The 23366-nt window shown below is 71.3% G+C and carries 22 protein-coding genes; 11 read left to right on the top strand and 11 right to left on the bottom strand.

Annotated features, from left to right (window positions below; all coding sequences use genetic code 11):
* Positions 1-157 precede the first annotated feature (157 nt).
* On the top strand, positions 158-748 hold the full coding sequence (locus OG764_RS18210) for an ArsR family transcriptional regulator (RefSeq protein WP_328969482.1): 591 nt from the start codon (positions 158-160) through the stop codon (positions 746-748).
* Complete coding sequence (locus OG764_RS18205; protein WP_328969481.1) at positions 745-1212, top strand: hypothetical protein; 468 nt, start codon at positions 745-747, stop codon at positions 1210-1212. Before OG764_RS18210 ends, OG764_RS18205 begins: the two co-directional genes overlap by 4 nt.
* Here OG764_RS18205 and OG764_RS18200 read toward each other — a convergent pair.
* A complete protein-coding gene (locus tag OG764_RS18200) occupies positions 1206-1868 on the bottom strand; it encodes a transmembrane-type terpene cyclase (protein ID WP_328969480.1) in 663 nt (220 codons plus the stop codon). The two genes, OG764_RS18205 and OG764_RS18200, sit on opposite strands and share 7 nt — an antisense overlap.
* 73 nt (positions 1869-1941) lie before the next feature.
* Positions 1942-2352, bottom strand: a complete 411-nt coding sequence (locus OG764_RS18195; protein ID WP_328969479.1) for an ATP-binding protein — start codon at positions 2350-2352, stop codon at positions 1942-1944.
* 218 nt (positions 2353-2570) lie between these two features.
* Between OG764_RS18195 and OG764_RS18190 the strand changes: the two genes are divergently transcribed.
* Both OG764_RS18190 and OG764_RS18185 read left to right on the top strand, forming a co-directional pair.
* Entirely contained in the window at positions 2571-3452 is an 882-nt protein-coding gene (locus OG764_RS18190) for a helix-turn-helix domain-containing protein (RefSeq protein WP_443055970.1), read from the top strand.
* A 2-nt stretch (positions 3453-3454) separates the two neighbouring features.
* Positions 3455-3634, top strand: a complete 180-nt coding sequence (locus OG764_RS18185) for a DUF397 domain-containing protein (RefSeq protein WP_328969478.1) — start codon at positions 3455-3457, stop codon at positions 3632-3634.
* Between the two features lie 49 nt (positions 3635-3683).
* Here the strand turns inward: OG764_RS18185 and OG764_RS18180 are convergent, their stop codons facing one another.
* On the bottom strand, positions 3684-4952 hold the full coding sequence (locus tag OG764_RS18180) for a hypothetical protein (protein ID WP_328969477.1): 1269 nt from the start codon (positions 4950-4952) through the stop codon (positions 3684-3686).
* 314 nt (positions 4953-5266) lie between these two features.
* The gene (locus OG764_RS18175; RefSeq protein ID WP_328973055.1) at positions 5267-6151 is read right to left on the bottom strand and encodes a D-alanyl-D-alanine carboxypeptidase family protein; all 885 of its coding nucleotides are present in this window, start codon (positions 6149-6151) and stop codon (positions 5267-5269) included.
* Between the two features lie 338 nt (positions 6152-6489).
* On the opposite strand from OG764_RS18175, the gene OG764_RS18170 reads away from it, so the two are divergent.
* Together OG764_RS18170 and OG764_RS18165 are read left to right on the top strand one after the other, a co-directional pair.
* Positions 6490-7215: a GntR family transcriptional regulator gene (locus tag OG764_RS18170; protein ID WP_328969476.1), complete on the top strand. Its 726-nt coding sequence runs from the start codon at positions 6490-6492 to the stop codon at positions 7213-7215.
* Complete coding sequence (locus tag OG764_RS18165; RefSeq protein ID WP_328969475.1) at positions 7212-8627, top strand: MFS transporter; 1416 nt, start codon at positions 7212-7214, stop codon at positions 8625-8627. Before OG764_RS18170 ends, OG764_RS18165 begins: the two co-directional genes overlap by 4 nt.
* Here OG764_RS18165 and OG764_RS18160 read toward each other — a convergent pair.
* The gene (locus OG764_RS18160; RefSeq protein ID WP_328969474.1) at positions 8579-9406 is read right to left on the bottom strand and encodes a maleylpyruvate isomerase family mycothiol-dependent enzyme; all 828 of its coding nucleotides are present in this window, start codon (positions 9404-9406) and stop codon (positions 8579-8581) included. The genes OG764_RS18165 and OG764_RS18160 overlap by 49 nt on opposite strands.
* Positions 9407-9562: 156 nt before the next feature.
* On the opposite strand from OG764_RS18160, the gene OG764_RS18155 reads away from it, so the two are divergent.
* Complete coding sequence (locus OG764_RS18155; protein ID WP_328969473.1) at positions 9563-10366, top strand: carbon-nitrogen family hydrolase; 804 nt, start codon at positions 9563-9565, stop codon at positions 10364-10366.
* Positions 10367-10570: 204 nt separating this feature from the next.
* Here OG764_RS18155 and OG764_RS18150 read toward each other — a convergent pair whose 3' ends face one another.
* Positions 10571-11074 carry an LURP-one-related/scramblase family protein gene (locus tag OG764_RS18150; RefSeq protein WP_328969472.1) on the bottom strand — a complete coding sequence of 168 codons (504 nt, stop codon included), beginning with the start codon at positions 11072-11074 and terminating at the stop codon, positions 10571-10573.
* Between the two features lie 32 nt (positions 11075-11106).
* Between OG764_RS18150 and OG764_RS18145 the strand changes: the two genes are divergently transcribed.
* Together OG764_RS18145 and OG764_RS18140 are read left to right on the top strand one after the other, a co-directional pair.
* The gene (locus tag OG764_RS18145; RefSeq protein ID WP_328969471.1) at positions 11107-11916 is read left to right on the top strand and encodes a hypothetical protein; all 810 of its coding nucleotides are present in this window, start codon (positions 11107-11109) and stop codon (positions 11914-11916) included.
* A 129-nt stretch (positions 11917-12045) separates the two neighbouring features.
* On the top strand, positions 12046-13911 hold the full coding sequence (locus OG764_RS18140) for an NHL domain-containing thioredoxin family protein (protein ID WP_328969470.1): 1866 nt from the start codon (positions 12046-12048) through the stop codon (positions 13909-13911).
* 77 nt (positions 13912-13988) lie between these two features.
* On the opposite strand, the gene OG764_RS18135 is transcribed toward OG764_RS18140, so the two are convergent.
* From OG764_RS18135 to OG764_RS18125, 3 genes are all read right to left on the bottom strand, one after another.
* On the bottom strand, positions 13989-15281 hold the full coding sequence (locus OG764_RS18135) for a M18 family aminopeptidase (protein WP_328969469.1): 1293 nt from the start codon (positions 15279-15281) through the stop codon (positions 13989-13991).
* 174 nt (positions 15282-15455) lie between these two features.
* The gene (locus OG764_RS18130) at positions 15456-16190 is read right to left on the bottom strand and encodes a hypothetical protein (RefSeq protein WP_328969468.1); all 735 of its coding nucleotides are present in this window, start codon (positions 16188-16190) and stop codon (positions 15456-15458) included.
* A 179-nt stretch (positions 16191-16369) separates the two neighbouring features.
* The gene (locus OG764_RS18125) at positions 16370-18196 is read right to left on the bottom strand and encodes an acyl-CoA dehydrogenase (protein WP_328969467.1); all 1827 of its coding nucleotides are present in this window, start codon (positions 18194-18196) and stop codon (positions 16370-16372) included.
* A gap of 188 nt (positions 18197-18384) precedes the next feature.
* Here OG764_RS18125 and OG764_RS18120 point away from each other — a divergent pair, with 188 nt between their 5' ends.
* Together OG764_RS18120 and OG764_RS18115 are read left to right on the top strand one after the other, a co-directional pair.
* Positions 18385-18852 (top strand): SseB family protein, encoded by a 468-nt coding sequence (locus OG764_RS18120; protein ID WP_328969466.1) that lies wholly within the window; start codon positions 18385-18387, stop codon positions 18850-18852.
* 182 nt (positions 18853-19034) lie between these two features.
* Entirely contained in the window at positions 19035-20030 is a 996-nt protein-coding gene (locus tag OG764_RS18115) for a pirin family protein (protein WP_328969465.1), read from the top strand.
* A gap of 118 nt (positions 20031-20148) precedes the next feature.
* On the opposite strand, the gene OG764_RS18110 is transcribed toward OG764_RS18115, so the two are convergent.
* Entirely contained in the window at positions 20149-20994 is an 846-nt protein-coding gene (locus OG764_RS18110) for a calcium-binding protein (protein ID WP_328969464.1), read from the bottom strand.
* An 88-nt stretch (positions 20995-21082) separates the two neighbouring features.
* Positions 21083-23275, bottom strand: a complete 2193-nt coding sequence (locus tag OG764_RS18105; RefSeq protein WP_328969463.1) for an ATP-binding SpoIIE family protein phosphatase — start codon at positions 23273-23275, stop codon at positions 21083-21085.
* Between the last annotated feature and the right edge of the window lie 91 nt (positions 23276-23366).

The raw sequence follows: 23366 nt of genomic DNA, 5'->3' as shown, positions 1-23366 counted from the left end.
GCCGTCTGCCGCCTGCCGCCTGCCGTCAGGCGGGCGCGGGTGCCCGGTTGCGTGAGCTGTGGGTGCGTAGTCGGTGCACGGGGGGCGCAAGGCAGCTCTACGAGCACGTGTCGTAACCAAATGTTACTTTCATTGGGCGCACGATATCCTGCGCCCAATGAAAGTTTCCCCGAGCCTGCTGCCCCTGCTGCGGTCGCCTTTGCAAGGTGAGCTCCTGGCGCTCCTGCTCCTTCACCCGGAACGCGAGTACGCCATCACGGAGCTCGCCAACGACTTCGGCGCGTCGCCCTCGACCGTCCTCCGTGAGATCGGCCGGCTCACGGAGGCGGGAATTCTGGCGGACCGGAAGGTCGGCCGGAACCGCCTCGTCACGGCGCGCACGGACACGCCGCTGTACCGCCCGCTGAGCGATCTCATGTCTGTCACCTTCGGCCCCGTACCCGTGCTCGCCGAGGCGCTGGCCGGCCTCGCCGGGGTGCGGCAGGCGTTCATCTACGGTTCCTGGGCCGCCCGGTACAACGGTGAGCCGGGCCCGCCCCCGGCCGACGTCGACGTCCTCGTGGTGGGTGACCCCGACGCGGACGAGCTCTTCGACCTCGCCGAGGAGGCGTCCCGCCGGCTGCGCCGCGAGGTCAACACCCACCGGCTCTCTCCCGAGGCGTGGGCGAGCCCCTCGGCCGATCCGTTCCTCACCAGCGTGCGCGAGCGTCCGCTGATCCCCCTGGACCTGAACCGGGAGACACCGTGACCCGCTGGAACCAAGGCCGAGCGACGATCGACGCACTGATCGACAGTGGTCGCCTTGAGCGCGTCCCCGCGTCCCGGGAGGCCGCCGCGGCCGAACTGGTCCGGTCGCGCACACACATCCGCTCCGCGCGCCAGCTGCTGGCCGGCGACCCGGAAGGTGCGTACACGCTGGCGTACGACGCCGCCCGCCGTGCGCTGGCCGCAGTGCTGCAGAACCAAGGGCTTCGCTCCACGAGCCGGGGCGGGCACACGACCGTCTACGAGGCCGTCCGCGCCCAACTGGATCCGCCGCTGGGGTCCATCCTGCGACCGTTCAACCGCATGCGCGCCCGGCGCAACGAAGTCGAGTACCGGTCGTCGGAAGCGCCGGAAGTGACCGCTGACGAGGTGGCGGCCGACATCCCCAAGGTGGAGGCGTTGATCGAGCTCGCGGAGAAGGCGATCCCGAACATGCCCCGCTACTGAGGCACGTCCAGGACCCGCGCCGGACCGGGGGCCGGCCCCCGGTCCGGGGTCCCGCGGCGGGCGTGCAGCAGGAGGCCGATGTACACCAGGTCGAAGACGCTGCACAGGATGCCGAGGCCGAGGATGAACGGGGAGTCCTCCAGCACGCCGAAGAGGATCGTGGGGGCCAGGGTGCCGAGCCATTTGGCGACGGCGAGGGTCAGGTTCTGGCCGCGGGCGCCGCCGCGGGCCGCGAACACGCCGATGAACAGGCCGGACATCAGCAGGTTCTGGAGGAAGGCCGCGTTGCGGGTCGCGTCGTGCAGCCCGAAGTGCGCGAGGAACAGCCACTGGACGGCGAATCCGGCCCCGAACACGAGCACGCTCCAGGCCGCGAACATCGGCCGCGTGACGAAACCGGGCAACTCGGCTCGCCCGTACGCGAGATACGTCCAGATGATGGCGACGTCCGCACCCGCCCACACCACGTTCACGACGCCTTGGAGCGAGACCCCGTCCATGGCGGCGGTGACCGCGTACGTCGTCTCCCAGGCGAAGTTCAGCGCCAGCGCGGCCACCGGCATGGCGTAGGTCCGCTCCCGGAACCCGGTCCGGATCGCCACCACGTACACGACCGTCCACGCCAGCCCGCTGACAGCGGTCAGGAACAGCTCCATGCGGCAACTCCGTTGGGGAATCCACGACACCGGGCGTCGCACCCTAACCAACACGTCCCCCGGACGGAACGGCTCACGGGGAGTCGGTGGGGAGGGCGAGGTCGGCCCAGACGGTTTTTCCGACCGTGCGGTCTGTTACGTCCCAGCACTGGGAGAGGGCGTACACGATGTGCAGGCCGCGGCCGTAGCGCTCGTCCGAGGCGGGCTGGCGCAGGCGGGGGCGGCGCTCGCCCTTCGGGTCGGTGACGGAGACCCGCAACAGCTTGCCCTGGAGGCTGAGTTCGACCCGGATGTACCGGTCGCTGATGCTGCCGTGCAGCAGGGCGTTGGTGGCGAGTTCGCTGGTCACGAGCGCCGCGTCCGCGGCGATCGAGGGGTGACCCCAGGCCACGGCGAGCCAGGCGGCTCGGCGCCGGGCCGCGGTGACCGACTCCTGTAGTGGGGCGTAGTTCCGTACGTCGTACCGCGTGATGTCTGCATTCACTGCGCGCACCTCCGTGTGCGGCGGGGCGCCGTCCCGGCCGGTGGCCTGCCGCGCCCGGGCATGCGGGCGCGGTGCACTTCCGCCAAGTGGCGCCATGCGGTGAGTAGTTCGCTCATCACCGACGGTAGGGGAGTAATCGATCTGGGGGCAAGCGATTCCGGGGATATCTATCCCCATGGGGTATGTCAGACTGGCCCGGCAACCGAAAGGTGGGCCAAGTGGCGGTAAATCAGGCGGCGATGGGCAACCGGGTGTCGACCGTGCTCGCGCGCCGGCTCGGTGGGGAGTTGCTGCGGCTACGCGATGCCGCCGGTCTCACGCAGCCGCAGGCGGCGCAGGCTCTGAGTGCGACGGCGGCGAAGATCGCCAAGATGGAGCACGGCTGGGTTCCGTTCCGGGACCCGGACATCAAGGCGTTGTGCGTCCTCTACGGCGTGGACGATGAGGAGCGTGTCACCCGACTCCTCGACCTGGCGCGGCTGGATCGCGAACGACGCAAGGCCAAGGGTTGGTGGCAGGAGGTCCCCTACATGCGGGACTTCACCGAGTACGTGGCGATGGAGGATGTCGCCACCCACATCCGTACCTGGCAGCTGTCCCTCGTGCCCGGCCTCTTGCAGACGGCAGAGTACGTGCGTGCCCTCGGCGTGAACTCGGATGCGTGGCGGAACCCCGACGAGATCGAAGCATTGGTGGCGACGCGGATCAAGCGCCAGGCGCGTCTACGGGGAGACGATCCGCTGCATCTCCACGCGGTGATCTGGGAGGCGGCCCTACGCCAGCAGATCGGAGGCGCCGACGTGATGCGGGCCCAGATGCGCCACCTCGTGGAGATGGCCCAGCTGCCGCACGTGCACGTACAGGTGCTGCCCTTTCGGGTTGGTGCGCACCATGGTGCGGCAGGGGCGTTCAACCTGCTGTCGTTCGCGGAACCCGACGCGATCGACGTCGGCTATGCCGAAGGCGTCGCGGCTACTCTGTGGGTTGAGAGCGAGGTCGGAAATGCGGCCTACGCGCGTGCGTTCGACCGGCTGTCGCGGCTCAGCCTCGCTCCTCACGATTCCGTGAACCTGATCAACAGCATCAGCGAGGGTATGTAGCCATGGCCGAGTTCGAATTCATAAAGTCCAGCTACAGCGCCGACACGCTGAGCTCCGACTGCGTCGAAGTCGCCCGCAACGTCCCCGGGACGGTCGCCGTGCGGGACAGCAAGCGGCCCGACGGGCCCGTGCTGCGGGTCGGGGCCGCGGCCTGGGGGGTCTTTGCCGACGGCGTGAAGTAGCGCGCGGTCTTCCACCGGGCGGCCGGCGGAAGACCCGCAGCAATGACCGCTACGGCGAGGCGGTGGTGTGGAGGGTGGCCACGCCCTTCTCGTCGATCATGCAGCTCTCGTCGGCGGACTTGTTCCTCAGGCGACGGAGGACGTCGCTCTGGTCGCCCGCGATGCAGAACTCCGCGCGGAGCGGCGGCGTGCCGTAGTACACGCCGTTGTCGCCGGGGCAGTCGAACACGGCGGGGTTGGGGTTCGCGCAGCTCTGGCCGGCGGGGGCGTCACGCCGTTTGGGGTGGGTGAAGCCCGCGCAGTGCATCATTTCGTGGATGAGGGTCTGGGAGATCTCCTCGTCGCCCTGTGGGAACAGAACCCCGAAGTTGACGTTCAGCTGCGACCCCCCGACGGTCGCACTCGCATTCACGCCGGCCTCGTTGTTGGTCGTGTGGTGAATGGCGCGATCGTAGGCCTGGTGGAGCTTCTGCTTCTCCTGCGCCGACAGGTTGTTGCACGCCGAGAAACGCGTCAGCGCGAACCTGTGCCGGTCGAGCGTCCTGTTCCGGTTCGCCGCGGAGATGTCGCTCGCGAACGTGAAATGCGAGAGGACGAAGTTCATCGGGAAGGCCGGCCCGATGGTGTTGCCGTTGACGTCGTGGGCGAAGACGCCACCGTCCTGCGTCGTGACGATGATGCGGTTGCCGACCGTGATGACGAAGCGGTCGAACGAACCGTTGAAGGCCACCTTCGATCCACCGAACGCGAAGCCCGGCCCGATGGTGTTGCCGTCGACGTCGTGGCCGAAGACCTTGCCGTCTTGTGTGATGACGATGATGCGGTTGCCCATGGTGACGACGAAGCGGTCGACGGCACCGTTGAAGGCGACCTTCGAGCCGGCGAATCCGAATCCGTTCCCGATGGTGTTGCCGCTGACGTCGTGGCCGAAGACGCTGCCGTTCTGGGTGAAGACCATGATGCGGTTGCCCATGGTGGCCACGAAGCGGTCGACGGCACCGTTGAAGGCGACCTTTGATCCGGCGAATCCGAATCCGTTCCCGATGGTGTTGCCGCTGACGTCGTGGCCGAAGACGCTGCCGTTCTGGGTGAAGACCATGATGCGGTTGCCCATGGTGGCCACGAAGCGGTCCACGGCACCGTTGAAGGCGACCTTCGAGCCGCCGAACGCGAATCCCAGCCCGACCGTATTGCCATTGATGTCGTGGCCGAAGACGCCACCGTTTTGTGTGGTGACGATGATGCGATTGCCCATCGTGACGACGAACCGGTCCACGGAACCGTTGAACGCGACGGGGAAGGGGGCGGAAACAGGCATGATCCGTTGCCTCCTGAGCGGGGCTACTCGAAAGTCCCCTGTGAAGCCGGCCGCGGCAGGACGACCGGCGTGCCATCCGACGGTAAATATGCCGCCGCACGTTGGCGACCCGAAACGGCTGTGTGGGTGACTTCCCGGCCCCCGCCGTCGATCCGGCCTGATCAGGGGCGTTTCACGGGTGCCCGGCGCGGCAGGCGCGGATCTTCTCGCACCGGAGTGCCCCTGACCGGGCAAAGGAGAAGGGGCCTGCGATGCCCCCGTGGCACCGCAAGCCCCTTCCCTGGCAGCCCCGTTGGCGGGCTACCCGTTGAGGATTAGTCCTCGTTGTCCGTTATGGGCCGCATCGGCATGCGGTACTGCGAGCCGAAGGTCCAGTTGGACAGCTTTATGGCGTCGGTGTAGCGGCTCGCGTCGTTCAGCAGGACGCCGATGACGGTCTTGCCGTTGCGGGTGACCGCGAAGACCAGGCAGGGGCCGGCCGGCGTGTTGGTGCCCGTCTTGACGCCGATGGCGCCCGGGTACGCGTAGCCCGGGTCCGCGTCGGTCTTCGGGCGGATGAGCATGTTGGAGTTCTTCCACGTGTACCAGCGCGGGTTGCCGTTGGGGGCAGTCGCCGTCGCCTTGGCGTACGGGGTCTTCACGATCCCCGCGAACGTGGTGTTCTTCAGCGCGGTCCGCGTGAGCTTGGCCAGGTCGCGCGGGGTGGTCCAGTTGTTCTTGGTCGGCGAGTTGCCGTCGAACGAGTCGAACTTCGTGTTCGTCAGGCCCAGCGCCTTGGCCTTGGCGTTCATCTGCGCGATGAAGTTCGTCTTGCGCGCGGTGTAGGTCGTGCCCTTGCCGTACGCGTCGGCCAGCGCGGCAGCCGCGTCGCAGCCCGACGGCGCCAGCATGGCGTTGAGCATGCCCGCGGTCGTCAGCTTGTCGCCGACGTAGATGTAGGCGCTGCTGCCCGAGACCGACGTCTGGTGGTTCCGGTGGGTCTGGGTGAGCGTGATCTTGCGGCTCAGGTTCAGGCCCGGCGTCTGGAGGACGACGAGCGCAGACATGATCTTCGTGGTGCTGGCCATCGGACGCTTGGTGTCCGCGGCCTTGCTGAAGAGGGTGGCGCCGGTGGTGCTGTTGAACATGAACGCGCCCGAGGCGGTCACGGTCGGAGTGGCGGCCTGGGCGGGCGCGGTCGCCAGCACCGTGCCGGCCATGACGGCCCCGGCGGTGAGCGTGACGGCCGCGGCTCGGCGCACACGCGGGAGGCTGAGTATCAAAATACGTCCCCGAGTTCAGTGGCACCTCAGCGAAAGCAGTGAGGTGAGGGACCGCCTGCGGTGCGGGCCCTTGATCAGAAGACGCTCTCGGCTCGCGAAATGGTGCGCTGCAATCGTCATTCTTGACCGTTCCGCAACCTTCCGTGTCCGATCAGTCACTTACGTGCGGGTTCGGGTAACCCGAAGCGGTGGTCCTCCGGTCAACACCCGCGTGCGGCCGTCCGGATGGCGATACGGTGCGGCGGCCTGAGTGCTGTTGTATCTATGCTGTGTGCATGCCACCGGTCAGCGCCTCCACCTCCACCTCCACGTCTGCGTCTGCGTCGCCGTCGTCGTCCGCCGCCACCGCCGTCGCGGCCCCCCGGCAGCCGCCCGCCGCCGACCGCGTCTACCGGCACGTGAAGCAGGGCGTCCTGGACCGGCGCTACGAAGGCGGCAGCCTGCTGACCGAGGGCGAGCTGGCCGAGGCGGTCGGCGTCTCCCGGACGCCGGTGCGCGAGGCCCTGCTGCGGCTGGAGACCGAGGGGCTGATCCGGCTCTACCCCAAGAAGGGCGCGCTGGTCCTGCCGGTCTCGGTGCAGGAGATCACCGACGTGGTCGAGACCCGGCGGCTCGTCGAGGAGTACACCGCCCGCCGCGCCGTCCCGGCCCCGCCCGCCCTCCTCGAACGCCTCGAAGAGCTGCTGAGCAGCCAGCGGGAGCACGCCGGGGCCGGAGACCTGGCCGCCTTCGCGGTGGCCGACCGCTGCTTCCACGCCGAGATCGTGCGCAGCGCCGGCAACGAGATCCTGTCCCGCCTCTACGACCAGCTGCGCGACCGCCAGCTGCGGATGGGCGTGGCCGTCATGCACATGCACCCGGACCGGATCGACCGGAACCTGACCGAGCACACCGAGATCTACGAGGCGCTGCGCGCCGGTGACCCGGACCGGGCCGCCGCCGCCGTCCTCGCCCACCTGGGCCGCGTCGACCTGCTGGTCCGCGGCGGTGAGGTCCGATGACCGCCGTCCCGGAGCCGACCGGCGCTCCCCGGCCGACCGCCGTCCCCCGGCCGACCGTCGCCCCCGAGCCGCTCGGCGGCCGGCGGGCCGTCGCCGTGTGGTCGATCGCCGTCGCCGTGTACTTCGTCGCGGTCATCTTCCGTACCAGCCTGGGCGTGGCCGGGCTGGACGCCGCCGACCGCTTCCACGTCAACGCCTCCGCCCTCGCGACCTTCTCGCTGCTCCAGCTGATGGTCTACGCGGGCATGCAGATACCCGTCGGCCTGATGGTCGACCGGCTCGGCACGAAGAAGGTCCTGACGCTCGGCGCCGTCCTGTTCACCGCCGGGCAGCTCGGCTTCGCGCTCTCCCCCTCGTACGGGATGGCGCTCGCGGCGCGGGCGCTGCTCGGCTGCGGCGACGCGATGACGTTCATCTCCGTACTGCGCCTGGGCACCCGCTGGTTCCCGCCGCACCGGGGGCCGCTGATGGCGCAGCTCGCCGGGCTGGTCGGGATGGCGGGCAACCTGGTGTCCACGCTCGTCCTGGCGCCCGTGCTGCACGGGGTCGGCTGGACCGCGGCCTTCGCGGGCAGCGCGGTCGCCGGCGTCGTCGTCATCGTCCCGGTGCTGCTGTTCCTGCGCGACCACCCCGAGGGCCACGAGCCGGAGCCCCACGCGCCGGAGCCCGACGCGGGCGCGCCCGGCCGCGGCTTCGTGCGCGAACAGATCGCCCGGTCCTGGCGGGAGCCCGGCACCCGGCTCGGGCTGTGGGTGCACTTCACCACGCAGTTCCCGGCGATGGTCTTCCTGCTGCTGTGGGGGATGCCGTTCCTCGTCGAGGCGCAGGGCCTGTCCCGGACCACCGCCGGCGCGCTCCTGACCCTGGTCGTCGCCTCGAACATGGCGCTGGGCCTGGTCTACGGGCAGCTCGTCGGCCGCCGGCAGAGCGCCAGGATCCCCCTCGCGCTCGGCACGGTCGCGGCGACCGCCCTGCTGTGGGGCGCGACGCTGGCCTACCCGGGCGAACACGCCCCGATGTGGCTGCTGGTCGCCCTGTGCACGGTGCTCGGGGGCTGCGGGCCGGCCTCGATGGTCGGCTTCGACTTCGCGCGGCCCGCCAATCCGGCCGCCCGCCAGGGCACCGCCTCCGGGATCACGAACATGGGCGGCTTCCTGGCGTCCATGACCACACTGCTGGCCGTGGGCGTCCTGCTCGACGCGACCGGCGACAACTACCGGATCGCGTTCTCCTCGGTCTTCGTCCTCCAGGCCCTGGGCACGGCCCAGATCCTGCGCCTGCGCCCGCACGCCCTGCGCCGCGAACGCGAACGGGCCGCCGAGCGCGAGCGCGACGCCGCGCTCGCGTCCGACCGCGCCGCCGGTCAGGGCGTGACGGAGAACTCCCGCAGGATCGCGTCGGCCAGTTCCTGATCGCCCTCGATCTTGATGCGGTCGCCCGCGGTCTGCGGCCGGATCCGGCCCGCGGCCAGCCGGGAGTACGTCTCCCAGTCCATCGCCAGGGTCACGGCCGGGCCCAGCGACGGGGTCCCGTCTATGCTGCCGCGGCCCTCGGCGTCCACCCGTACCGTCCGCATGAACTCCAACGGGCCGTGCACGTCGAGGACGACCGCGGTGCCGGCGGGCGCGCCCGCCTTCTTCGCGACGACCTTCGGCAGGCCCGACAGCATCAGGTCGCGGGCGATGTGCGCGCCGGGGGAGTCGAGGTTGCCGGGGGCGCCGAGCGCGACGCGCAGGTCCTGCTCGTGCACCCAGATGTCGAACGCGCGGATCATCATCGCGTGGTGCAGGGTGACCTGGTCGCCGAGCGGGCCGCGGACCATGGTGGTCTGCGGGTCGCGCTTCTCGTTGCGCAGCTGGCGGGCCCGCCGGATCGTCACGTACTCCAGCTCCGAGGTCATCTCGGGCGCGGTGTGGTGCCGGCGGACGTCGACCTGCACCTCCATGTACCGGCTGAACTCGTCCACCACGTGCCGCAGATCGCGCGGCAGCGAGTGGATGGGCCGCGGATCGCCGAGCTGCTCGGTGTCTATCCCGATGACGTGTGACACCACGTCACGCACCGACCAGCCGGGGCACGGCGTGGGCCGGTTCCACTCGCCCTCCGTCAAGGGTCCGACGAGTTCGGATATCGCCTCGATGGAGTGGGTCCATGCGTCGACATAGGGCTGGATGCTGGGATGGACGGTCACGGGACCCCTCGTGCTGCTGATCAGTGGCGACTTGAGCTCGTAGCGGAGTGGGAGGCTTGATTCTCAAATTTACGCTGCTGAGGAGCACCCCGGCAGTGCTTTCGTGTGACGATCGTAGGCCCGAGTTGACGGCTTCCCGGCCAGGACGGTGGTACTGTGCGCGCTTCGCTGATCCAAATCGCTGTGAACGACGGGGAGTCGGCGGATTCCCGGCGGGCCCGCACCGCCGGGCTGGTGCGCGAACAGAGCGGCGCGGACCTGGTCCTGCTGCCCGAGCTGTGGCCGGTCGGAGCCTTCGCCTACGAGGACTTCGAGGCGGAGGCCGAGGAGCTCGACGGGCCCACGCACGAGGTGATGTCCAAGGCCGCCCAGGACGCCGGGGTGTGGCTGCACGCCGGCTCGATCGTGGAACGCGGCGCCGACGGCACCCTGTACAACACCACCCTCGTCTTCGCGCCCGACGGCGCCCTCGCCGCCTCCTACCGCAAGATCCACCGCTTCGGCTTCGACCAGGGCGAGGCCGTCATGATGGGCCGCGGCGACGAACTGCGGACCGTCGAGCTGCGCCCGGACTTCGTCCTGGGCCTGTCCACCTGCTACGACCTGCGCTTCCCCGAGCTGTACCGGGGGCTCGTGGACGCCGGCGCCACCGCCCTGGCCGTCTCGGCGGGCTGGCCGGCCCGCCGCCGGGGGCACTGGACGCTGCTGTCGAAGGCCCGGGCCGTCGAGAACCAGGCGTACGTCCTCGCCGTCGCGGAAGCCGGCACCCACGCGGGCGTGGAGATGGCCGGGCACAGCATCGTCGTCGACCCGTGGGGCGAGGTCCTCGCCGAGGCTGGCCCGGGGGAGGAGGTCCTGACCGTGGACCTCGACCCGGCGAAGGTGGCCGCGACGCGCGAGCAGTTCCCGGCGCTGAAGGACCGCCTGCTCGGTCTCACTCCCCCGCCCGGCCGCCCGTGACGTCATGACAGGGGTGTGTCCCGGGGCCGCCGCTCCGAGCACGGTGTTCACCGGGCTCGGAGCGGGGGCCGGGGCCGGGGCGGGGGATCCCCGGGCCTTGGGGCACCGGGGTGAGACGCCCGGTGGGCAGTACTGTTCCAGACACCGCTGATGTTCAGCTGACGCGCGCTTATGGCCCGCTGACGTGGAAGGCCCAGCCGCTGCTCAGTCGTCGCCGCCGGGCTCGCGTTCCTTTTCCGCCATCCGGATCACGCACACCGCGACGGCGATCAGCAGCGCCGGGTCGGCGTCCTCCCGGACGAGGTTCACGGCGTACGTCTCCCGCAGCTGGAACCATTTGCGGGAGACGTGCGCCAGCAGTTCGCCGTCGTACTCGATCGTGAACTCGCGGTCCAGGATGCGGCCGCTGACGTCCAGTTCGGTCCCTTCGACCAGTGACACCCGGAAGTGGTTGCGCAGCAGCGACAGCCGCTTGCGGCGGATGACGGCGAGCCGGCGGCCGTCGTGCTCCAGCGTCATCGCGTCGCGCAGGCTCAGCATCTTCTCCCGCACGGTGATCAGGATCCGCCCGTCGGGGTCCTTCAGCTCGAAGGTGTCACGCAGCCGCAGCGCCTTCCCGTCCACGAGGAAGGCGTGCCGGCCCGCCTCGTCCTCGATCCAGTAGTCGTCCCCGACGGCCAGCAGTTTGTCCCGAACCAGGTATTTCATGCCGGTAGAACTGCCCGGGATAGCGTGGGGCCATGTCACCCCGGCTTCTGTACGTCACCGACCTCGCCTACCCGGCCCAGGGCCGCCGGTACTGCGACGAGGACATATTCCTGACCGCCAGGCTCCGCGAGGAGTTCGCGCTCGCGCTGTGCCACCCCCGGGACGCCGCCGCGCTGATGGACGGCTACGACGCGGTCGTGGTCCGCAACAGCGGCCCGGTCCTGCACTACCAGGAGGTCTACGACGACTTCCGGACGCGGGCCCTGGAGCGCGGCACCCGCGTCTACAACCCGCTGACCGGCCGCGCCGACCAGGCCGGCAAGCAGTACCTCGTGGACCTGACGGCCGCCGGGCTGCCCGTCATCCCCACCGTCGACCGCGCCGAGGACGTCCACCTGCTGCCCGCCGCCCCGCAGTACGCGGTCAAGCCCAAGCAGGGCGCCGACTCCGTGGGCCTGGTCTTCACCGCCGAACCGTCCGGCCCGGCCGGGGAGATCCTGATCCAGCCCCGCATCGACTTCTCGTACGAGGTGTCCTTCTACTTCGTGGACCGCGACCTCCAGTACGCCCTGTACGCGCCCGACCCGGCCCGGCGCTGGGTCCTGGAGCCGTACGCGCCCACCCCGGCCGACCTGGCCTTCGCCCGCCGCTTCGTCGACTGGAACGGCCTCGACCACGGCATCCAGCGCGTCGACGCCTGCCGCGCCCCCTCCGGCGAGCTGCTCCTGGTCGAGCTGGAGGACCTCAACCCGTACCTGTCGCTGGACCTCCTCCCGGACCACACCCGGGGCTCCTTCGTGGCCGCACTGAAGAACTCCCTGCACGCCTTCCTCGGCGCCTGACGGCGGGGCACCGGAGTACGGGCCGGGGTGCGGCGGGGCACGGCGGCGGGGGCACGGGCGCCCCGGCGGGGGCACGGGCGCCGGGGTGCTCGTCACAGCGCGTTCACACGCGGATGGCAAGCTTGAAGGATGAACGATGCCGCCCCGGCGCCCACCCCCGCGCCCGAGCCCCGCCGCCGTGCCCGTGTCCGTGCCCCCGAGCTGATCGGCAAGGGGGGCTGGCTGAACACCGGCGGGAAGGACCTCACCCTCGCCGACCTGCGAGGACGGATCACGATCCTCGATTTCTGGACGTTCTGCTGCATCAACTGCCTGCACGTCCTCGACGAGCTGCGCGAGCTGGAGGAGAAGCACCGGGACACCGTCGTGATCATCGGCGTGCACTCCCCGAAGTTCGTGCACGAGGCCGAGCACCAGGCCGTCGTCGACGCCGTCGAGCGGTACGAGGTCCACCACCCCGTCCTCGACGACCCCGACCTCGCCACCTGGAAGCAGTACGCCGTCCGCGCCTGGCCCACCCTCGTCGTCATCGACCCCGAGGGGTACGTCGTCGCCCAGCACGCCGGCGAGGGCCACGCCCACGCCATCGAGCGGCTCGTCGAGGAGCTGGAGGCCGAGCACGAGGCCAAGGGCACCCTGCGGCGCGGCGACGGCCCGTACGTGGCGCCCGAGCCCGTCGCCACCGACCTGCGCTTCCCCGGCAAGGCCCTGCTGCTGCCGTCCGGGAACTTCCTGGTCTCCGACTCCACCCGGCACGCCCTCGTGGAGCTCGCGCCCGACGGCGAGAGCGTCGTACGGCGCATCGGCAGCGGCGAGCGGGGCTTCGGCCCGGACGCCTTCAGCGAGCCCCAGGGCCTCGCGCTGCTGCCCGACGGAGACGTGATCGTCGCCGACACCGTCAACCACGCGCTGCGCCGCCTCGACCCCGCCACCGGCGAGGTGACCACCGTCGCCGGCACCGGACGGCAGTGGTGGCAGGGCTCGCCCACCTCCGGCCCGGCCCTGGAGACGGACCTGTCCTCGCCGTGGGACGTCGCCTGGTGGCAGGGCAAGGTGTGGATCGCCATGGCCGGCGTCCACCAGCTGTGGACGTACGACCCCGAGGCGGGGACCGTGCAGGTCGCGGCCGGCACCACGAACGAGGGCCTGGTCGACGGGCCCGCCGCCGAGGCCTGGTTCGCCCAGCCCTCCGGACTCGCCGCCGCCGGGGACCGGCTGTGGATCGCCGACTCCGAGACCAGCGCCCTGCGCTACGTCGAGCGCACCGAGGACGGCGAAGACGGCGGGTACGCCGTGCGGACCGCCGTCGGCACCGGCCTCTTCGACTTCGGGCACCGGGACGGCCCGGCCGGGCAGGCGCTGCTCCAGCACCCGCTCGGCGTGACCGCCCTGCCCGACGGGTCCGTCGCGGTCTGCGACACGTACAACCACGCGCTGCGCCGCTACGACCCGGCGACCGGCGAGGTCACCACGCTGGCCACCGATCTGCGCGAGCCGAGCGACGCCGTGCTCGTCGGCGGCGACATCGTGGTCGTGGAGTCCGCCCGGCACCGCCTCACGCGGCTGCGGCTGCCCGAGGAGGCCGTACGGGTCCCGGAGGTCGCGCACCGCACGCGGCGGGCCGCGACCGAGGTGGCGCCGGGCAGCCTGCGCCTCGACGTGGTCTTCCAGGCGCCCAGCGGCCAGAAGCTCGACACCCGCTACGGGCCCTCCACCAGGCTGCTGGTCTCCTCGACCCCGCCCGAGCTGCTGGCCGAGGGCGCCGGCCAGGGCACCGACCTGGCCCGCGACCTGGTCTTCGCGGACGGCGTCGGCGAGGGCGTGCTGCACGTCTCCGCGATGGCCGCGTCCTGCGACGACGACCCGGCCAACGAATATCCGGCCTGCCACGTCCACCAGCAGGACTGGGGCGTTCCCGTCACGCTCACGGCCGGCGGCGCGACCCGGCTGCCGCTGGTCCTCGCCGGCCTGGACGAGGACGGCCCGCAGGCCTGACCGCACCGCCCGCGCACGCGAAGGCCCGCCCGGTCACGACCGGGCGGGCCCTTTCGCGCGCGTACGCCGTGGAGAGGTCAGCCCTCCAGGAAGGCGACCAGCGCGTTCGCCAGCAGGAACGGGTCGTCGGCGCCGCACAGTTCACGGGCGCTGTGCATCGACAGGATCGCCACGCCGATGTCCACGGTCTGGATGCCGTGCCGGGCGGCCGTGATCGGGCCGATCGTCGTGCCGCACGGCATCGAGTTGTTGGACACGAACGACTGCCACGGCACGCCGGCCCGCTCGCAGGCCGCCGCGAACACGGCCCGCCCGGCGCCGTCGGTCGCGTACCGCTGGTTGACGTTGACCTTCAGGATCGGACCGCCGTTGGCCCGCGGGTGGTGCGAAGGGTCGTGCCGCTCGCTGTAGTTGGGGTGCACGGCGTGACCCGTGTCGGAGGACAGGCAGACGGTGCCGGCGAAGGCGCGGGCGCGGTCCTCGTAGCTGCCGCCGCGCGCGAAGACGGATCGTTCCAGCACGTTCCCCAGCAGGGGGCCGTCCGCGCCCGTGTCGGACTGCGAGCCGTTCTCCTCGTGGTCGAAGGCGGCCAGCACCGGGATGTAGTCGAGCTTGGAGTGGGTGGCGACGGCGGCCAGCGCGGCCGTACCGGCGTGCACCGACAGCAGGTTGTCCATCCGCGGGCCCGCCAGCAGCTCCCGGTCGCGGCCCAGGTAGGCCGGCGGCTCGATGGAGTGGACCATCAGGTCCCAGCCGGCCACCTCGCCCTGCGGCAGCCCCTCTTCCTCCTCCAGGAACGCGATCAGGTCGCCCTCCTGCACCTCGCCCAGACCCCAGATCGGCTGCATGTGGCGCTGCTTGTCGAGCTTGAGGCCGTCGGTGTTCACCGACCGGTCCAGGTGCACGGCCAGTTGGGGAACGCGCAGCAGCGCCCGGTCGATGTTGACCAGCCGGTGGCTGCCGTCACGCAGCGTCAGACGGCCGGCCAGGCCCAGGTCGCGGTCCAGCCAGGTGTTGAGCAGGGTGCCGCCGTAGATCTCCACGGCGATCTGCCGCCAGCCCTGCGAGCCGGTGTCGGGCAGCGGCTTCACGCGCAGGTTCGGCGAATCGGTGTGCGCGCCGACGATCCTGAACGGCGTGTGCGCGGCCGCGCCTTCGGGGACGTACCAGGCGATGATCGCGCCGCCGCGCAGCACGAACTTGCCACCCGCCCCCGCGTCCCAGGAGTCCGTCTCCGACAGCTGACGGAACCCGGCCTTCTCCAGCCGCTCGGCCGCATTGGCCACGGCATGGTACGGCGACGGACTCGCCGCCAGGAAGGTCATCAGGTCGTCGGTGTGGCCGCGGTCGAAGCGGGCGGGAGAGCTCATGAGGTTCACCTTAACGACGGTCGTGTTCACCAGGTCCGGAGTCGGTGGGCGGCCGGAGCGCCACGCGTGCGGCGCGATGCTCCCCCAGGCCGCCGGGGCATCCGCACAGGGCTGCTCCGCCGCGCCCTGAGCGGTCTCGGGGAAGTGGGCCGTGCCTCACTTCCCCGAGACCGCTCAGCCCGACGGACGGTCGAAGCGCCGGCCCAGCTGCCGCCGCTCGCCCCGGCGGATGCGGGGCAGCATCTCGGGGGTCTGGGGCGGGCGCTGTGCGCGCTTTTTGCGTCCGGCGCAGAAGATACAGGCCTCACCGGGGGGCGCGTCCGGATCGATGGGCGCGCCGGGGTGTTCCGCGCACCCCGAGGCGTTGCGCGGCCGGGACAGTTCACGGGCCACGATGAACGCCCGGTGCAGGTCGTCGGCCACGTCGACGAAGGCGTCGCCGGGGGAGCCGACGCCCAGGTGGAAGGCCTGTTCCTGGACCTTCGCGACGCACGCGCGCAGCTGCTCCACGCTGTACGGGGGGTCCGGGACGGGGTAGCCGAGCCGGCGCTGCTGGTCGGCCGGTGCGGGTCCCGCGCCGCGGCCGCCCTGCCGGCGCAGGCCGCGGCGCCGCCGGTCGTTGCAGATCAGGCAGCGGCCCCAGCCGTCCGGGGACTCCGGATCGAGCGCGCCGTTGGGGTGTTCCGGGCAGCCGGTGTAGCTCTTGACCGGAGCCAGCCCCGCGGCCGTCTGGAACGCCGCGTACAGGGCGTCGGCGACCGGCTCGTACTCGGCCGGGTGGGCGCCCTCGTAGAGCTCCTTGACCTGGTCGCCGAGCGAGCCGATCTTGCCGTGCAGCTCCTTGAGCTGGAACGGCCGCCCGGTCGGGACGGAGTACCCCCGGCTGCCGTGCTGTTCCTGCGGACTCATGACTAGAGCCTCCCACGGACGTCCGACAAAGGGGGCCGGGGTGCTGCCGTGACGCAGCGCCCCGGCCCCCTCGGGCCCGGTGCCGGAGGCCGGCGGGGTTGGGGTCCCGGGGGTGTCCCCCGGGCTCCCGGCCGGCCTCCGGTTTGGTTCCGGTTGTGCTCCGGTGGTGTCTTCGGACTTTAGAAGACGGCCTCGTCGAGCTCCATGAGGGAGTTGTCGACGGCCTCGGCCAGGGAGCGGGCGACGGCGACGCCCGGCAGGACCTGCGAGGCGAAGAACTTCGCGGCCGCGATCTTGCCCTGGTAGAAGGCGGTGTCCTTGGCGGACGCGGTCGGCAGCTTCTCCGCGGCGACGGCGGCACCGCGCAGCAGCAGGTAGCCGACGACGACGTCACCGGAGGCCATCAGCAGGCGGGTGGTGTTCTGGCCGACCTTGTAGATGTTCTTGACGTCCTCGCCGGTGGCGGTGAGGTCGGTGATCATCTGGCCGACGATGGCCTCCAGGTCCACGGCGGCCTTGGCCAGCGCGTCGCGGGCCGGGGCCAGGTCCTCGCCGCCCTCGCCCTGGGCGAGGAACTTCTTGATCGTCTCCGAGAGGACGTTCAGGGCGGCGCCCTGGTCGCGGACGATCTTCCGGAAGAAGAAGTCCTGGCCCTGGATCGCGGTGGTGCCCTCGTAGAGGGTGTCGATCTTGGCGTCCCGGATGTACTGCTCGATCGGGTACTCCTGCAGGTAGCCGGAGCCGCCGAAGGTCTGCAGGGACTGGGCCAGCTGCTCGTACGACTTCTCCGAGCCGTAGCCCTTCACGATCGGCAGGAGCAGGTCGTTGAGGCCGACCAGCGCGGTGACGTCCTCGCCCTCCGCCTGCTTGAAGGCGATCTCGTCCTGGACCGTCGCGGTGTACAGGACCAGGGCGCGCATGCCCTCGGCGTACGCCTTCTGCGTCATCAGCGAGCGGCGGACGTCGGGGTGGTGCGTGATGGTGACCTTGGGCGCGGTCTTGTCCATGAAGTTCGCGAGGTCGGGGCCCTGCACGCGCTCCTTGGCGTACTCCAGCGCGTTCAGGTAGCCGGTGGAGAGCGTCGCGATGGCCTTCGTGCCGACCATCATGCGGGCGAACTCGATGATCATGAACATCTGGCGGATGCCGTCGTGCTTGTCGCCGATCAGCCAGCCCTTGGCGGGGTGCTGGTCGCCGAAGGTCATCTCGCACGTGTTGGAGGCCTTGAGGCCCATCTTGTGCTCGACGTTCGTGGCGTACACGCCGTTGCGCTCGCCCAGCTCGCCGGTCTCCCAGTCGAAGTGGAACTTCGGGACCAGGAAGAGCGACAGGCCCTTGGTGCCCGGGCCGTGGCCCTCGGGGCGGGCGAGGACGTAGTGGAGGATGTTCTCCTCCATGTCGTGCTCACCGGACGTGATGAAGCGCTTCACGCCCTCGATGTGCCAGGAGCCGTCGGCCTGCTGGATCGCCTTGGTGCGGCCGGCGCCGACGTCCGAGCCGGCGTCCGGCTCGGTGAGGACCATGGTGGAGCCCCAGCGCTTCTCGACCGCGATCTGGGCGATCTTCTTCTGGGCCTCGTTGCCCTCCTCGTGGAGCACGCCGGCGAACGCCGGGCCGGAGGAGTACATCCAGATGGCCGGGTTCGAGCCGAGCAGCAGCTCCGCGTACGCCCAGACCAGGGAGCGCGGGGAGGTGGTGCCGCCGATCTCCTCCGGCAGGCCCAGGCGCCAGTACTCGGAGTCCATGAAGGCCTGGTAGCTCTTCTTGAAGGAAGCCGGGACCGGGGCGGTGTTCGTCGCCGGGTCGAAGACGGGCGGGTTGCGGTCGGCGTCCTCGAAGGAGGCGGCCAGCTCGTTCTCGGCCAGGCGCGCGATCTCGGACAGGACGTCCTTGGCGGTCTCGCTGTCCATCTCCGCGAACGGTCCGGTGCCGTACACCTTGTCGCGGCCGAGCACCTCGAAGAGGTTGAACTCGATGTCTCGGAGGTTCGGCTTGTAGTGCCCCATGGCGACGGCTCCGTTAAAGGCTCGGGGAGGCGGGTCCTCGTACTACACGTACCAATCGGTAACGTAATGATGCTACCCACCGGTAATAAGACGCAACCCCTGGCGACTGTGACCAGCGTCAAGCCCGCCGCGAAGCCTGGCGGGAATCCGTGCCCTGGCGCGAGGGCCCGCTCGGTAGTGTGTCGCCCATGTACGGCTACGACCAGAACGTGAATGCCGGGCAGCAGTACGCCCCGCAGCCGCCGCCACAGCAGATGGCCGGGGGCTACGCCGAGCAGCCGCTGTACCCGGAGCCGTCGCCGCCGTCGCTCGCCGACGCGGTGCGCGCCTTCACGACCGGGTCGCTGTCCGCCGAGGACTTCCAGCAGATCTTCGCCTCCTCCAAGGTCTACTGCCCGCGCGGTGACACCCCGGGGTTCCTGGCGCTGCACAACACGCAGCAGCCGGTGATCCCGATGTTCACCACGCTCAAGGAGCTGCGCCGGTACGCCGGCAAGGAGTCCAAGTACTTCGTGATCACCGGCGCCGAGGTGATCGACCTGCTGCCCACCGGCTACGGCTTCGTCCTCGACATGGAGGGCGACCACCGGATGGTCTTCGACGCGAAGGCGGTCGAGCAGATGGTCGACTTCGCGATGCGCCGGATGTACGGCTAGACGCCATTGCCGCGCAGGCGGCTAGACGCCACTGCCGTGCAGGCGGCTGACCGCGGGTCGCCGCCGGCCTGCGTCGCTCGCACCATGGAGCCCTCGGGGAATGATTCCCGGGGGCTCCTTGCTGTGTGGGTGGCAGAAGGTTCGAGTTTCAACTAAACTCGAAACGGAAAGGGAGGCCGACCATGCCTGCAGTGACTGTGGAGAACCCGTTGACGCTCCCGCGCGTCGTGGCGCCCCAGGCGGCCGTGCCGCGCAAGGTGCTGGCCGTGACGACCGCGCCCACCGGCTTCGAGGGCGAGGGCTTCCCGGTGCGGCGCGCCTTCGCCGGGATCAACTACCAGTACCTCGACCCGTTCATCATGATGGACCAGATGGGCGAGGTGGAGTACGCGCCGGGCGAGCCGAAGGGCACCCCCTGGCACCCCCACCGCGGCTTCGAGACCGTCACGTACCTGATCGACGGAACCTTCGTCCACCAGGACAGCAACGGCGGCGGCGGAGTCATCAACGGCGGCGACACCCAGTGGATGACCGCCGGCGCCGGACTCCTCCACATCGAGGCACCGCCGGAGTCCCTCGTGGTCAGCGGCGGCCTCTTCCACGGACTCCAGCTGTGGGTGAACCTCCCCGCCTCCGACAAGATGATGCCGCCGCGCTACCAGGACATCGGCGGCGGCCGGGTCCGGCTGCTCACCACGCCCGACGGCGGCGCGCTGCTGCGCGTCATCGCCGGCGAGCTGGACGGCCACGAGGGCCCCGGCATCACCCACACGCCGATCACGATGATCCACGCGACCGTCACCGCGGGCGCGGAGCTCACCCTCCCGTGGCGCGAGGACTTCAACGGCCTCGCGTACGTGATGGCCGGGCGCGGCAGCGTCGGCGCGGAGCGGCGCCCGGTCCAGACCGGGCAGACCGCCGTGTTCGGCGAGGGCGGCTCGATCACCGTGCGGGCGGACGCGTCGCAGGACGCGAACGCGCCGGACCTGGAGATCGTGCTGCTGGGCGGGCGGCCCATCCGGGAGCCCATGGCGCACTACGGGCCGTTCGTCATGAACAGCCGCGCCGAACTCCAGCAGGCGTTCGACGACTTCCAGGCCGGCCGGCTGGGGACCATCCCCACCACCGAGCGCACCGGCCTCGGCCACCGCGGCGCCGGCGAGGCGGACGAGGACTGACCGCGACGGCCACCCGCACCGTGCCACGACGACACAGCCCCAGGTCATCGACCTGGGGCTGTGTCGTGCCGTCGTGGCCGTCGGCCGGTGCGCCGTGCCGGCCGTGATCGCCAGGGGGTCAGCAGTGGGCCCTGGTGTCGCCGGTGTCCCCGGTGCAGGTGTCGGTTCCCGAGTCGCCGTCCGCGGCGTCGTTGCCGCCGACCTCGTCGACGGCGCCGATCGTGTCCTCGCCCGAGCCGCCGGTGCCGGTGTCCGCGCCCGCCCCGAGGGCGAGGGTGTCGTCGCCGGAGCCGCCGTCCGCCAGGTCGTCGCCGTCGCCGCCGACCAGGACGTCGTCGCCCGAGCCGCCGTAGACGCTGTCCTTGCCGTCGCCGCCGTGCAGGCGGTCGTTGCCGGAGCGGCCGTACAGGACGTCGTTGCCGCCGAGGCCGCACAGGACGTCGTCGGCGCTGGTGCCGGTCAGGACGTCGTCGCCGGGGGTGCCGACCAGGGTGCAGTCGAGCGGGTCGGCGATCCCGGTACCGGCCGCGGCGGGGACCGGGTCCGTGTTCCAGGAGGTGTCGGGGACCGGGTCCGTGTCCCAGGAGGTGCCGGGGAGGCCGCTCGCGGGGCGCAGGGAGGCGGCTCCTGCGGTGCCGGGTGCCGGGCCGAGCGGGCCGAGGAGGGCGAAGCCGCCCACGAACAGCCTGCCGTCCGGCAGCACCCGCACCGTGCTGTACCGGCTCAGCGAGAAGGCGCGGGGGCCGTCGGCCGGGGTGCCCGCGAAGGCCGGGCCGGGGCCGCCGGGGGCCGCGTACGCCGCCGGGACCGGGGCCAGCACGGCCGCTGCGGCCAGTGCGCCCACGCCGAGGGCCGTTGTCCACCTGATCAAGGTCTGCTCCTTGTCGCCTTCCCCCTGTCCGGTGTCCAGGGTGTGCGGGCGGTCCGGGCGCGCGAGGGCAGCCACGCCGAACGGTGCAGTCATACGATCTGTAAATCACCGCACTGGATCAGTGGGGTGAGTGGTGGATGGTGAGCGTTGAGCGGTGAGGGGTGGGGGCGATCCGCCGGGGTCAGTCCAGGACCGGCACCGACGCCGCGTCCCCGTCCCCGCCGTCCTCCGACCCGCCCCCGGTCTCGCACAGCTCGAACCAGATCGACTTGCCCTCGCCCTGCGGGTCCACGCCCCAGGTGTCCGCGAGCATCTCCATCAGCAGCACCCCGCGCCCGCTGGAGGCCATCTCGCCCGGGTGCCGCTTGTGCGGCAGTTCGTCGCTGGAGTCCGCGACCTCCACCCGCAGCCGCCGGGCGCCGAGCTCGCCGACGGCCTCCGCGACGAGGAGCGCGTCCCCGTCCGTGTGCATGAGGACGTTGGTGACCATCTCGGAGACCATCAGCACCGCCGAGTCCACCTGGTCGGGGTCCGTCCAGTCGTGCAGCAGCTCCCGGATCTGCCGCCGGGCGCTCGCGATCCGCTCCGGCTCCACCTGCGCCACCGTGATCACCGTACGGCGGGCCGGCCGGACCGGGGCCGTGCCCGCGCCGCCACAGCCGCAGCCCGCGCCCTCCCGGCACAGCAGCACCACGGCTATGTCGTCCTCGCGGCGGTCGGCCAGCGGGCCGGTGGTGTGGTGCGAGGACGGCCCGTGGACCGCGGAGACCAGCAGATCGGCCAGTTCCTCCAGGCTCTCCGAGCCGTGCGCCTCGGACTCCAGGATGGATTTGAGCCGGGCCCAGCCGGTGTCCAGGTCGTGCCCGCCGGTCTCGATCAGCCCGTCGGTGCACAACATCATCGTCTCGCCCGGCTCCAGCGTGAACCGGGTCGTCGGGTAGTCGGTGTCCGGGACGATGCCCAGCGGCAGCCCGCCCGCCGTGGACCGCATCAGCACCGTGCCGTCGGTCATCCGCACGGCGGGCTCCGGATGCCCCGCGCGGGCCAGCTCCAGCACGCCGGTCGCCGGATCGCACTCCACGTACAGGCAGGTCGCGAAGCGCGGGTTCAGGAAGTCGTCGTCCCCGTCGGCGGCCGGACCCGCCCCGGCCGCGCCGCCGAGCGCGGAGGTGTGCAGGCCGGCCAGGAAGCGCGAGGCCCGGGAGAGCACCGCGTCCGGCCGGTGGCCCTCCGAGGCGTACGCGCGCACCGCGATCCGCAGCTGGCCCATCAGTCCGGCCGCCCGCACGTCGTGCCCCTGCACGTCCCCGATGACCAGCGCGAACCGGCCCGACGGCAGCGGGATCATGTCGTACCAGTCGCCGCCGACCTGGAGCCCGCCGCCGGTGGGCACGTACCGCGCGGCCACCGTCATGCCGGGGATCTCCGGACCCAGCGTGGGCATCATCGAGCGCTGGAGCCCGGTGCTCAGCTCCCGCTCCGACTCGGCCACGCCGGCCCGCTGGAGGGCCTGCGCCAGCATCCGCGCGACCGTGGTCAGCACCGACCGCTCGTCGGGCGAGAAGGACACCGGATGCCGGAAGGCGGCCATCCACGTGCCCATGGTCCGGCCCGCGACGATCAGCGGCAGGAACGCCCACGAGGCCCGCCCGAACCGCTGCGCGAGCGGCCAGGTCGCGGGGAAGCGCCGCTTGTACTCCTCCGGCGAGGGCAGGTAGATCGCCCGGCCGGTACGTACCACCTCGGCGGCCGGGTAGTCCGTCTCCAGCCGCATGTCCGAGAACGGGCCCTCGTCGCCGGCGTCGTGCCCGTGGTGCCCGATGATCGACAGCCGGTCGCCCGCCACCCCGAACACGGCCAGACCGTCCGGACTGAAACCGGGCATCGACAGCGAGGCCGCCACCCGCAGCACCTCGGCCGTGGACCGGGCCTCGGCCAGCGCCCGCCCGGCGTCCAGCAGGAACGCCTCCCGGGAGCGCCGCCAGTCGCCGGTGATGGCCGTGTGGTCGCCGGTGGTGCCGGGCTGCGGCTCGGCGATCTCCTGGAGCGTGCCGATGAGCTGGAAGTCCGTGCGGTCCACCATCGGCTTGGAGCGGCTGCGCACGGTCCGCAGCACCCGGCCGTCCTCGTCCATGATCCGCAGCCGGGCCTCGGCGAGGGTGCCCTCGGCGGCCGCCAGGCTCACGATGCCGTTGACCTCGTTCCAGTCCACCGGGTGGAACCGGGACCGCACCGCCGACTCCGGGACCGTCGCGGGCCGCGGGGGCAGGCCGAGCAGCCGGGCGGCCTCGCTGTCGAGGCTGACCGTGCCGGACACGTTGTCCCACCGCCACAGGCCGGTCGCGACGGCGGCCAGAACGTCCTCGGTACGCACTGACTCATCTTTACAGCTGAAAGCACCGGTTTGCCCGGCAGCCGCCGCGCGATCCGGTCACAGGCGGACCGGCAGGTAATCTGGGGTGGGC

This window comes from Streptomyces sp. NBC_00239 (assembly GCF_036194065.1).
Classification (GTDB): domain Bacteria; phylum Actinomycetota; class Actinomycetes; order Streptomycetales; family Streptomycetaceae; genus Streptomyces.
Note: the sequence above shows the minus strand (reverse complement) of the source record. Positions and strands in the feature narration are given on the sequence as shown.

Bases quoted from the DNA above. Each gene is read 5' to 3' on its own strand.
- OG764_RS18150 (WP_328969472.1), bottom strand. From the start codon at position 11,074: ATGAAATACCTGGTTCGGGACAAACTGCTGGCCGTCGGGGACGACTAC.
- OG764_RS18135 (WP_328969469.1), bottom strand. From the start codon at position 15,281: ATGAGCTCTCCCGCCCGCTTCGACCGCGGCCACACCGACGACCTGATG.
- OG764_RS18175 (WP_328973055.1), bottom strand. From the start codon at position 6,151: ATGGCCGGCACGGTGCTGGCGACCGCGCCCGCCCAGGCCGCCACTCCG.
- OG764_RS18210 (WP_328969482.1), top strand. From the start codon at position 158: ATGAAAGTTTCCCCGAGCCTGCTGCCCCTGCTGCGGTCGCCTTTGCAA.
- OG764_RS18185 (WP_328969478.1), top strand. From the start codon at position 3,455: ATGGCCGAGTTCGAATTCATAAAGTCCAGCTACAGCGCCGACACGCTG.
- OG764_RS18120 (WP_328969466.1), top strand. From the start codon at position 18,385: ATGTACGGCTACGACCAGAACGTGAATGCCGGGCAGCAGTACGCCCCG.
- OG764_RS18180 (WP_328969477.1), bottom strand. From the start codon at position 4,952: ATGCCTGTTTCCGCCCCCTTCCCCGTCGCGTTCAACGGTTCCGTGGAC.
- OG764_RS18130 (WP_328969468.1), bottom strand. From the start codon at position 16,190: ATGAGTCCGCAGGAACAGCACGGCAGCCGGGGGTACTCCGTCCCGACC.
- OG764_RS18140 (WP_328969470.1), top strand. From the start codon at position 12,046: ATGAACGATGCCGCCCCGGCGCCCACCCCCGCGCCCGAGCCCCGCCGC.
- OG764_RS18200 (WP_328969480.1), bottom strand. From the start codon at position 1,868: ATGGAGCTGTTCCTGACCGCTGTCAGCGGGCTGGCGTGGACGGTCGTG.
- OG764_RS18125 (WP_328969467.1), bottom strand. From the start codon at position 18,196: ATGGGGCACTACAAGCCGAACCTCCGAGACATCGAGTTCAACCTCTTC.
- OG764_RS18110 (WP_328969464.1), bottom strand. From the start codon at position 20,994: ATGACTGCACCGTTCGGCGTGGCTGCCCTCGCGCGCCCGGACCGCCCG.
- OG764_RS18145 (WP_328969471.1), top strand. From the start codon at position 11,107: ATGTCACCCCGGCTTCTGTACGTCACCGACCTCGCCTACCCGGCCCAG.
- OG764_RS18170 (WP_328969476.1), top strand. From the start codon at position 6,490: ATGCCACCGGTCAGCGCCTCCACCTCCACCTCCACGTCTGCGTCTGCG.
- OG764_RS18165 (WP_328969475.1), top strand. From the start codon at position 7,212: ATGACCGCCGTCCCGGAGCCGACCGGCGCTCCCCGGCCGACCGCCGTC.
- OG764_RS18115 (WP_328969465.1), top strand. From the start codon at position 19,035: ATGCCTGCAGTGACTGTGGAGAACCCGTTGACGCTCCCGCGCGTCGTG.